General features: G+C 71.6%; 9 protein-coding genes. 2 read left to right on the forward strand and 7 right to left on the reverse strand.

Annotated elements, in window-relative coordinates; all coding sequences use genetic code 11:
- Positions 1-9 precede the first annotated feature (9 nt).
- The 5 genes from ABT324_RS31000 to ABT324_RS31020 all read right to left on the reverse strand — a co-directional run bounded on the left by ABT324_RS31000 (position 10) and on the right by ABT324_RS31020 (position 6786).
- Positions 10-1005: an alpha-ketoacid dehydrogenase subunit beta gene (locus tag ABT324_RS31000; protein WP_351184681.1), complete on the reverse strand. Its 996-nt coding sequence runs from the start codon at positions 1003-1005 to the stop codon at positions 10-12.
- A gap of 130 nt (positions 1006-1135) precedes the next feature.
- A complete protein-coding gene (gene pdhA / locus ABT324_RS31005; RefSeq protein WP_351184683.1) occupies positions 1136-2242 on the reverse strand; it encodes a pyruvate dehydrogenase (acetyl-transferring) E1 component subunit alpha in 1107 nt (368 codons plus the stop codon).
- 222 nt (positions 2243-2464) lie between these two features.
- Positions 2465-3925 (reverse strand): dihydrolipoyl dehydrogenase, encoded by a 1461-nt coding sequence (gene lpdA, locus ABT324_RS31010; protein ID WP_351184685.1) that lies wholly within the window; start codon positions 3923-3925, stop codon positions 2465-2467.
- Positions 3926-4290: 365 nt separating this feature from the next.
- The gene (locus ABT324_RS31015; protein WP_351184687.1) at positions 4291-5487 is read right to left on the reverse strand and encodes a M20 metallopeptidase family protein; all 1197 of its coding nucleotides are present in this window, start codon (positions 5485-5487) and stop codon (positions 4291-4293) included.
- Between the two features lie 21 nt (positions 5488-5508).
- Positions 5509-6786 (reverse strand): MFS transporter, encoded by a 1278-nt coding sequence (locus ABT324_RS31020; RefSeq protein ID WP_351184689.1) that lies wholly within the window; start codon positions 6784-6786, stop codon positions 5509-5511.
- Between the two features lie 106 nt (positions 6787-6892).
- Here ABT324_RS31020 and ABT324_RS31025 point away from each other — a divergent pair, with 106 nt between their 5' ends.
- The gene (locus tag ABT324_RS31025) at positions 6893-7915 is read left to right on the forward strand and encodes an Lrp/AsnC family transcriptional regulator (protein WP_351184691.1); all 1023 of its coding nucleotides are present in this window, start codon (positions 6893-6895) and stop codon (positions 7913-7915) included.
- A 45-nt stretch (positions 7916-7960) separates the two neighbouring features.
- Here ABT324_RS31025 and ABT324_RS31030 read toward each other — a convergent pair whose 3' ends face one another.
- Together ABT324_RS31030 and ABT324_RS31035 are read right to left on the reverse strand one after the other, a co-directional pair.
- The gene (locus tag ABT324_RS31030) at positions 7961-9169 is read right to left on the reverse strand and encodes a PucR family transcriptional regulator (protein WP_351184693.1); all 1209 of its coding nucleotides are present in this window, start codon (positions 9167-9169) and stop codon (positions 7961-7963) included.
- Positions 9170-9371: 202 nt separating this feature from the next.
- Positions 9372-10220, reverse strand: a complete 849-nt coding sequence (locus ABT324_RS31035; protein WP_351184695.1) for an acyl-CoA thioesterase — start codon at positions 10218-10220, stop codon at positions 9372-9374.
- A 95-nt stretch (positions 10221-10315) separates the two neighbouring features.
- On the opposite strand from ABT324_RS31035, the gene ABT324_RS31040 reads away from it, so the two are divergent.
- Positions 10316-10581: GntR family transcriptional regulator (locus tag ABT324_RS31040; protein WP_351184697.1), on the forward strand; the 266-nt coding region annotated here is incomplete at its 3' end.

A 10581-nucleotide genomic window follows, 5' to 3' on the forward strand; every position in this document is an offset into this window, starting at 1 on the left:
GGACAGGCCTCAGCGGCGGCGGCCAACTGCGTCCAGCGTCTGGTGGATCGCAGTCGTGAGGGACTCGGCGGACGGGAGCGCGGCGCGCTCCAGCGGCTTGGCGTACGGCAGCGGCACCTCCGCCGCCGCGACGCGGCGGACCGGGGCGTCCAGGTAGTCGAACGCACCGTCCGAGATGGACGCGGCGATCTCCGCACCGATGCCGTAGGTCAGCCAGTCGTCCTCCGCGACGACGGCGCAACCGGTCTTGCGCACGGAGTCCACGATGGTCTGCCGGTCCAGCGGCCGCAAGCTGCGCAGGTCCACGACCTCGGCGTTGATGCCCTCATCGGCGTGCAGCTTCTCGGCGACCTGGTGGGCCACCAGCGCCATCCGGGAGTAGCCGATGATGGTGATGTCGGTGCCCTCGCGGGTCACCTTCGCCTTGCCGATCTCGGCCGGCTCGACGACGTCCGGGACCTCGCCCTTGGTGTTGTACAGCGCCAGGTTCTCCAGGAACAGCACCGGGTCGTTGTCCCGGATGGAGGCCAGCAGCAGCGCCTTGGCGTCGGCGGGCGTGCTCGGCGCGACGACCTTCAGGCCCGGCACGAAGGCGTAGTACAGCTCGATGTTCTGCGAGTGGGTGGCGCCCAGCTGCTGGCCGCCGCCGCCCGGCGTGCGCATCACCATCGGCACGCTGGTCTGACCGCCGAACATGCCGTAGATCTTGGCCGCGTGGTTGACGATCTGGTCCAGCGCGATCAGCGAGAAGTTGATCGTCATCAGCTCGACGACCGGGCGCAGGCCCAGCATCGCGGCACCGACCGCGGCACCGACGAAGCCCTCCTCGGCGATCGGGGTGTCGCGCACCCGCTTCTCGCCGAACTCCTTGAGCAGCCCGGCGGTGATCTTGTAGGAGCCTTCGAAGATCCCGATTTCCTCGCCGATGAGGAAGACGTCCTCATCGCGCAGCATTTCCTCGCGAAGCGTGTCGTGCAACGCTTGGCGGTACGAGATGACGGCCAAGGGTGTTTCTCCTGGGGAAGAGCAATGGGAACCGCGGGTGCTCCGGGCTGTGGCGGCCCGGAGCGCCCACGGATCATGTGGCGGGGTGTCGCAAATACCGCGACGGTTCGCGTGAAACCCGGAAGTGGCGTCAGAACACCGGGTCGGCGGGCAGCCGTCGCGAATCGTTGGCCACCGGGGTGGCGTAGGTGTGGTCGAACAGCGTCGAGGGGTCCGGGTGCGGGCTGTCGTCGGCGAACGCGACCGCCGCGTCGGCCTCGGCCTGCGCCTTGCGCTCGATCTCGGTGGCGGTGTCCTCGTCCAGCAGCCCGGCCTCGATCAGCTGGCTGCGGAAGTTCGCGATCGGGTCGGCCTGCTTGGCCTTCTCCACCGACTCCTCGCTGCGGTACTTGGCCGGGTCGACCACCGAGTGGCCCTTGAGCCGCTCGCTGACGCACTCCAGCAGCGCCGGGCCGCCGCCGTTGCGGGCCTGCTCGACCAGCCGGGACGCGGCGTCGCGGACGGCCAGGACGTCGTTGCCGTCCACCCGCTCGCCCGGCATCTTGTAGGCCGAGGCGCGCTTGAACAGCTCCGGCTCCGCGGAGGACTTGTCGACCGTGGTGCCCATGCCGAGCTGGTTGTTGATCACCACGTACACCACCGGCAGGTTCCACAGCGCCGCGATGTTCAGCGACTCGTGGAAGGCACCGATGTTGGTGGTGCCGTCGCCCATCTGGCACATCACGACCTGGTCGCCGGAGCGGTAGTCGATGGCCAGCGCGGCGCCGGTGGCCAGCGGGATCTGGCCGCCGACGATGCCGTAGCCGCCGAGCAGCCCGGCCTCCACGTCGAACATGTGCATCGAGCCGCCCCAGCCCTTGGAGGTGCCGGTGGTGCGGCCGTAGAGCTCGGCCATCACGCGACCGGGCTCGATGCCCTTGGCGATCGCGTAGCCGTGCTCGCGGTAGTTGGTGAACAGCACGTCGGACTTGCGCAGGGCGCGCATCAGGCCGACGACGGTGGCCTCCTCACCGAGGTTGAGGTGGCAGTACCCGCCGATCTTGGCCTGGGTGTAACCCTGGGCCGCGCGCTCCTCGAAGCGCCGGATCAGGGTCATCTCGTGGAAGTAGTCCTGGAGCAGCTCCGGCGACTCCCCGGCGAAGTTCCCGCCGCCGGAGCCCCGTACCGCACCGCTGCCGCGCCGCGACTTGGCGGTGCTGCGGGTGGACGGCTTGCTGCGCGTGGCTGTCGTTGCCATCACAGTCCCCTTTTCGATCGGGTTTTCCCAGAAGCGGCGAAGGTCGCCTGCGGCGCGGGGCTCAACTGGCACCGCTGCGGGTTCTCGGACGTCGTCTCGCGAGGACGGGGCCGACGTGGTGGATCAGCATCCATGATGTCGGTCCTCCCGGGGCGAGACGGCGGCTGAGGTTTGCGCTACCGGCACCGCTGCGCACGCTGCTCCTGGAATCTTCGTGCGTGGTCAGCGCTTCTTCGGCGGGGCGACGTGGACCGGCAGGCCGAGGGAGGCCATCGCGGCCTCCATGCCGATCTCGCCGAGGGTGGGGTGCGCGTGGATGGTCTCGGCGAGCTCGTCGAGGGTGGCTTCCAGCGCCATGGCCAGCGCGCCCTCGGTGATCAGGTCGCTCGCGGAGTGACCGATGATGTGCACGCCCAGGACCTCGCCGTACTTCTTGCCGGCGACGATCTTCATGAAGCCCTCGGTGTCGCCGTAGCTCTGCGCGCGGCCCAGCGCGGCGAACGGGAACTTCGTGGCGACGACGTCGTGCCCGGCCTCCTTGGCCTGCGCCTCGGTGAGGCCGACGCTGGCGATCTCCGGGTGGGTGAAGGTCGCCGCCGGGATGACGTCGTAGTCGATCGCGGCGTGCTGCCCGGCGATCGTCTCGGCCGCGACCACGCCCTGGTGCGAGGCGACGTGCGCGAGCAGCGCCTTGCCGGTGACGTCACCGATCGCGTAGACGTGCTCGACGTTGGTGCGCAGCTTCTCGTCGACGGTGATGAAACCGCGCTCGCTGGTGGCCACCCCGGTCCTGTCCAGGTCCAGGCTGGCGGTGTTGGGCTTGCGGCCGACCCCGACCAGCACCACGTCGGCGTCGATCTGCTGCGGCTTGGCGCCGTCCACGGTGACCTTCAGGCCGTCCTCGGCCTGGTCGACGCGGGACACGGTGGCCTCGGTGAGGACCTTGATGCCGCGCTTGGTGAACGAGCGGCCCAGGGCCTTGCCGACCTCGGCGTCCTCGGCCGGGACCAGGGTCTTCTGCATCTCGATGATGCTGACCTCGCTGCCCAGGGTGGCGAACAGCGTCGCCCACTCCGCGCCGACCGCGCTGCCGCCGATGATGGCGATGCGCCCGGGCACCTCGTCCAGCCCGAAGGCGCCGTCGGAGGTGATCACGCCGGGCAGGTCCGCGCCGGGCAGCGGCAGCTGCACGGGGACCGAGCCGGTGGCGATGATGACGTCGCGCGCCTTGACCTGCTCGATCGGCTGGGAGCCGGCCGGCTCGGCGGCGTAGCGGGGGCCCTCGGCACCCAGCGGCGACTCACCGGTGGCGTAGACGTCCACGGTGGTCGGCCCGGTGAACCGGGCGTGGCCGTTGATGACGGTGACGCCGTTGCTCTTCAACAGGCCCGCGACGCCGTCGGTGAGGCCCTTGACGACGCTGCTCTTGCGGCGGCGGATGGCGTCGTAGTCGACGCTCACGTTCTCGGCGTTGATCCCGAAGTCGGACGCGTGCAGCACGGTCTCGTAGACCTCGGCCGAACGCAGCATCGCCTTGGTCGGGATGCAGCCCCAGTTCAGGCAGACCCCGCCGGGCCGCTCCTTTTCCACCACGCCGACCGAGAGGCCGCGCTGCGCGGCCCGGATCGCGGCGACGTACCCACCGGGGCCGCCACCCACCACGAGAAGGTCGAACTCCTGCACTTCGCTGTGCTCCTTTGAACGCACGCGCCGGTTACGGAAAGCCCGGATCGAGCGGGCAATTCTCACTCAGAGTGTCGTGAGCGCGACCACTTGAGCGCTATGCCCGCTCGCCCAGACTTCTCTCAGCGCGGCTGTGCAGAGCGCACATTCCCAGGGGTGACGCACACAACATGTGACACGGAGGCTACCCAGAGTGGCTGAGATGCCCGCCACAACCCCGACGCGACCTCAGGCGCGAAACCGCAGGAGCGACCCCGACCCGCCCGCACAACGGTTGACACCTGACTGAAATTTCCGATTCGTCCGAGTGTCACCACTGCACAGGACTCGTGAGCGGCGATGGTGGTGGGAGCGACCGCTGCCGCTCACGAGTCCTGGCGCTGCACCGCCAAGGCCGCGTACGCGGCGGCGCCGTCGGCCAGGACCTCGTCGTCGAAGACGGCCTGCGGCGAGTGGTTGTCCGGCGCCCGGGCCGGGTCGCGGTCCGGCGGGCAGGCGCCGAGCGAGATCATCGCCCCCGGGACCTCGTCGAGCATCCGAGAGAAGTCCTCCGAGGCACTGAGCGGCCTGGACGCGGGCTCGAAGCGGTGCTCGCCGTGCAACTCGCGCAGCGCGCCCGCCACGAACTCCGCCTCCGACTCGTCGTTGACCGTGACCGGGTACTGCTCGACGAACTCCGCGTCGACCTCCACGCCGTGCGCCGCGGCGATGCCCTCGCACACCCGGATCGACCCGTCCTTGACCACCGCCTGGGCCCGGTGGGAGAAGGACCGGACCGTCGCGGCGAAGGTGACCTCGTCCGGGATGACGTTGTCCTGGGTGCCGCCGTGGATGGTGCCGACCGTCAGCACCACCGGGTCGAACACGTCGAACCGGCGGGTGGCGAAGGACTGCAGCGCCAGCACCATCTCGCAGGCCACCGGCACCGGGTCCACCGCCCGGAACGGCGCGGAACCGTGCCCGCCGCGCCCCCGGACAGTCACCGCCAGCCGGTTGGACGCCGCCAGCATCGGCCCGCCCCTCGTGGTGAACAGGCCGCGCTCCAGCCCGGAGATCACGTGCAGCGCGTAGGTCGCGTCGGGCTTGCGCCCCGAGGCCGACAGCAGTCCTTCACCGAGCATGCGCCCCGCCCCGTCGTAACCCTCCTCGCCCGGCTGGAACGCGAACACCACGTCCCCGCCGAGCTGGTCCCGCCGCGACGCCAGCACCCTCGCCGCGCCCAGCAGCATCGTGGTGTGCAGGTCGTGGCCGCAGGCGTGCATCCGACCGTTGTCGGCGGCGAAGCCGAGCCCGGTCTCCTCCACCACCGGCAGCGCGTCCATGTCCCCGCGCAGCAACACGGTCGGCCCCGGCCGGGACCCGCGCAGCACCGCCGTCACCGAGCTGATCTCCGCGCCGGTGGTCACCTCCAGCCCCAGACCGTCCAGTTCGGACAGCACGCGCTCCTGGGTGCGCGGCAGGTCCAGGCCCAGTTCCGGGGTGCGGTGCAGGTCGCGGCGGGTCCGCACCAGGTCCGGGTGCAACGCGCGGGCATCGTCCAACAACGCCGACAGGTCAACCATCCTCAACTCCTCCAAGCAGTTTCAGCCGCGCTTGAGCAGCAACGTGCCCAGCAACGTGACAACGGCGGTACCGGCGGCGATCCACGGCACCGCGGTCAGCACCCCGAGCGCCGCCAGCGATCCGGCCAGCAGCGGGAAGGTGCCGCCGAACAGCGCCACCGCGAGCGTGAACGGCACGCCCATCGCCACCACCCGCACCTCGACGGGGAAGACCTCGCTGTAGAGCACGTTCGCCACGGCGGTGGTCGGGGCGACACCGAGGACCAGGTAGCAGGTCGCCACCGCCCACACCGGCAGCCAGCCCTGCGCGAGCGCAGTCATCAGCGGCACTGTTCCCACCGCCAGCAGCAGCGCGCCGACGCGGAACACCCGCATGCCGCCGAACCGGTCCGCCAGCACCCCGGACACCGCCATCGCGGCGATCAGTGCCAGCAGGCTGGGGATCATCTCCAGGTTCGTCGCGACCGACTGCACGACCCCGACCTGCGCGGCGTACTCCGGCAGGTACACGGTGCCGAAGTAGACGCCGACCGTGGTGCCGGTGGTCATGAGGAACACCGCGAGCATGCTCCGGGCGTGCACCAGCACCTTCGGCCGCGGTCCCGCGGTCCGCTTGCCCGCCTCGAACTCGCCGCTCTCCGCCGCGCCGCTGCGCACCCAGAACGCGAGGACGCCGAAGACCGCCGCCACGACGAAGCCGATCCGCCAACCGCCGTCGACGACGCCCTGCCTGCCCATCGCCACCAGCAGCGCACCGACCACCGCGAAGCACAGGATGTTGCCGATGAAGGCGCCGCAGTAGGACAGGCCGCTGTAGAGGAACTTGCGGCTCGGCGGCGCGGTCTCGGTGATGTAGGCGGCCACGCTGGGGTTCTCGCCGCCCATCGCCACGCCCTGCAGCGCGCGCAGCAGCACCAGCAGGATTGGGGCCGCGACCCCGATGGTCGCCGCCGTCGGCAGCGCCGCAATCAGCAGACTGCCGAGGCAGATCGTGCCCATGCTGACGATCAGCGCGAACCGCCGACCACGCACGTCGGCGATCCGGCCGAGCAGGTAGCTGCCCAGCGGCCGGACCACGAAGCCGACCGCGAAGCCCGCGTACGCCGCCAGCAGCTTGGTCAGCCCGTCGTCCCCGGCGAACATCTGCGATGCGAAGAACGGTGCCAGCACCGCGTAGATCGTCCAGTCGAACGACTCCACGATGCCGCCGACCGCGCCCGCGACCAGTTCGCGACGTCCCGCCGTCGAGACCGCTGCTCGCCCTGGCCGCGCTGCCAGGGCGCCATCCGTCTGCGCCAACACTCACCTCCGAGGTGTGCTCGTGCGCAGCAGACTGCGAGCCGGTGTCGTGCACCGAAAGGAACCTGGGCAACAATGCAGGAAAAAGCGCGAGAGTTGGGTTCACATGCAGAGAACAGCGTTGGACGAGCTGGACCGCGCCATCCTGCACGCGCTGCAGATCTCCCCGCGCGCGTCGTGGACCGCGGTGGGCCGGGTTCTCGGCGTGGACGCGGTCACCGCGGCGCGGCGCTGGGAGCGGCTGCGCAGCACCGGCCGCGCCTGGACGACCTGCTACCCCGGGGTCCGCCTGATCGACGCCAGCTTCACCGCCTACGTCGAGATCGACGTGCAGTCCGGGCGGGCGATGGACGCGGCCCAGGCGCTGGCGGCCCACCCCCAGGTGGTGACCATCGAGCACCTGGCGGGCGGGCGCGACCTGCTGGTCATGGTGCTGGTCCAGGACCTCGGCGCGCTGTCGGGGCTGATCACCGAGCACATCTCGGCGCTGCCCGGGGTCGCCCGCACCCGCGCCGCGCTGGCCACCCGGGTGTTCTCCGAGGGCTCCCGGTGGCGGCTGCGCAGCCTCTCCCCGGCCCAGCAGCGGCAGCTGACCCGCCCCGCCACCGACCGACCGCGCGCCGAGCTCGACGAGCACGACCACCAGCTGATCACCGCGCTGTCCCGCGACGCCCGCGCCCCGGCCGTCGACCTGGCCAGGGAGACCGGGCTGAGCGCGCCGAACGTCCGCCGCCGCATCGCCGGACTGACGCACCGCGGCGACGCCGTGCTGCGCTGCGAGATCGCCCGCAACCTCACCGAATGGCCGGTGGCCGCCACCCTGTGGGCCAGCGTCCCGCCCGGCGAGATCGACAAGGTGGCGCAGGGCCTGAGCGCGCTGCCCGAGCTGCGGATGTGCTCCTCGGTCACCGGCCCGCACAACCTGCTGTTCACGCTGTGGCTGAAGTCGGTGGCCGACCTGGCCCGGCTGGAATCCCTGCTCGCCGACCGGCTCCCCCAGCTCCAGCTGGTGGACCGGGCGGTGACCCTGCGCATGGTGAAGCTGATGGGCAAGCTCCTCGACGGCCGCGGCCACGCCGCGGGCACCGTTCCGATCAACCCGTGGCTTCCACCGGGGCCACCGGGGTGACCACGTGCACCGCGCACAACCCGGCGCGGTGCTCAGCACGGGCGGCTAGTCGCGCAGGCCGTCGCGGAGGCGCAGGGCCGACAGGGCCAGCGAGAGCGAGACGTAGGCCGTGCGGCCGTGCAGGGGCTGACCGATCAGGGACGTGATCCGGTGCAGGCGGTTCAGGACGGTGTTGCGGTGGCAGTGCAGGCGCACCGCGGCGTTGGCCGTCGAGCAGTTCTCCTCCAGCCACGCCGCCAGCGTCTCCAGCAGCATGTCCCGCTCGCGCACCGGCAGCTCCAGCACCGGGCCGAGCTGCGACTCCAGCAGCCGCTGGGCCAGGTCCGGCGACTGCACCAGCAGCGCCTCCGGGAACCGCTCCTCCAAGGTCACCAGCTCCGACGCGCCGTACGAGGAGGTGCCCAGCGTGGTCATCGCGAGCTGGTGGGCCAGGCCCACCTCGGCCAGCCCCCGCACCGTCGGCGACACCGCCACCCGGCCGCGCGCCAGCGGCCGCAGCGCGTCGAGCACCAGGTCCTTGTGCCGCTGCTCCAGCGCCACCAAGCCGACCAGCGAGTCGGCGCGCACCTGCCACACCGACCGGACGTGCAGCGCGGTCAGCGCGTCCTGCTGCCCGCGCAGCGCGAACCCGCCGTCGTCGTTCATCTCCGCGACGATCACCAGGTAGGCGCCGCCGGTGGGCAGGTCCAGCTCCTTGGCGGTGCGCTGCGCGAAGGCGATGTCGCGCGCGCGACCGGCCAGCAGGTCCTCCACCAGGGCGTGCCGGCGCTGGTCGTCGCGCCGCACCCGCTCCATCTCGGTGTTGCGGTAGGACGTCGACAGCGTCGAGGACAGCCCGTCGATCACCGTCCAGACCGAGGTCGCCACCCCCAGCATCGCGTCGGGATCCGCGCCGTCCTGGTGCGCCTGGTCGACCAGCGCCTCCCAGACGATCCGGCCGCCGAGCCGGAAGGTCCGCAGCATCACCTCCAGCGGCACGCCCTGCTCCGCCCGGCGGCGGCCGATCGCGGCGGCCACGTCATCGCCGTCCGGGCCCGCCACCACCCCGCTGAGTATCTGCAGGATGCGCCCCAGGTACTGCCGACAGCCCTCCCAGAGGTCCTCCTTCGGGACCGGGCTGTAGTCGGTCCACTCGGGGTTGTCGGTGAAGATGGCGGCCATCAGCCGCTCGGTCAGGGTCGGCACGTCGTGCAGCCGCGCCCCGGCCAACGCGTGCGTGACATCGGCGGAGTTCTCGGCAGGATCAACTACCACACCTGGAACGATACCGCCCGGAATCCACCACCCCCGGTCCCTCACCGGCACCGGGCGCACCCCACCGCACCGCGGTCCCGGTGGGGATCAGGCGCCCGATCCCCGTTGGGATCGAGGAAGAACCACCGGCCAGCGGCGTGCGGCGCGCCGCCGGGATGTCGGGGTGCGCAGCTTCAATCGGACCGCGGACGCGGGCTGGGGGTCAGCGCTGGAGGCGCAGGAGGGCTTCTTGGGTGGCGGTGGCGACGTGGCGACCGGAACGGTCGAAGACGTTGCCGCGTCCAAGCACCCGGCCGCCCGCTGCCACCGGGCAGTCCTGGTCGTAGAGCAACCACTCGTCGGCTCGGAGGTCCTCGTGGAACCACATCGCGTGATCCAGGCTGGCCAGCTGGACCCCCTTGGCGTGCCGGTCGACGCCGTGCAGCAGGAACACCGGCTCCAGCAGGGTCATGTCCGAGGCGTAGGCCAGCGCGCAGGCGTGCAGCAGCGGCTCGTCCGGCAGCTCCTCCGGGGCGCGCATCCACACCAGGTGCCGCGAGCCACCTCCGGGCTCGACCGGCGGCGGGTACGGGGTGCGGTCGACGTGGCGCAGCTCGACCGCCCGCGGCAGCCGCCACCAGTCCGGGATCGGCACGTCGGAGTCGGCGAAGCGCTCGTGCAGCGGCCGCAGCTCCTCGGGCGCGGTCGCGGGTGGAAACTCCGCCTGGTGCCGCAACCCGTCGCGGTCGCGCTGGAACGACACCAGCGCGGTGAACACCTCCACCCCGTCCTGACCGGCGACCACCCGCCGCGCCGAGGTGGCCCCACCGTCCCGGATCCTGTCCACTGTGTACTCAACCGGCCGGGCCGGGTCGGCGGCCCGCACGAACAGCGCGTGCATCGAGTGCACCGGCCGGTCCGCCGCGACCGTGCGACCCGCCGCGGCGATCGACTGGGCCAGCAGCAGACCGCCGAAGGTGCGGTGCTCCGGGAGCGGCTGCGTGCCGCCGAGGAACCGGTCGGCGCCCCGCTGGGCGAGGTCGAGCAGGTCCGGCAGGCGAGGTACGTCCATGAGCAGAACCAACTACTCGCGACAGGTGGTATCAAGTTGCCCGTGACAGGCGACACACACTCCCCCGCCGCCGACCTGCGGGAGGCGGCCCAGCGGTGATCGACGGGGCGATGCGCGCGCAGTCCCCGCGGCTGCCCGACGAACTGGCCGGTCGGCTGCGCGAGTGGATCATGACCGGCCGGCTCCGGGCGGGCGACCACCTGCACCTGGAGCGGCTCGCCGCGAACCTCGGCGTCAGCGTCACCCCGGTGCGCGAGGCGCTGCTGGCGCTGCGCGGCGAGGGGTTCGTGGACCTGACGCCCCGCCGACGCGCTGTTCCACGACTGGACGCACTCGCGGAACCTGATGCACGTGGTGTTCA

The organism is Saccharopolyspora sp. NPDC000359, from assembly GCF_040300525.1.
In the GTDB taxonomy this organism is placed as follows: Bacteria; Actinomycetota; Actinomycetes; order Mycobacteriales; family Pseudonocardiaceae; genus Saccharopolyspora.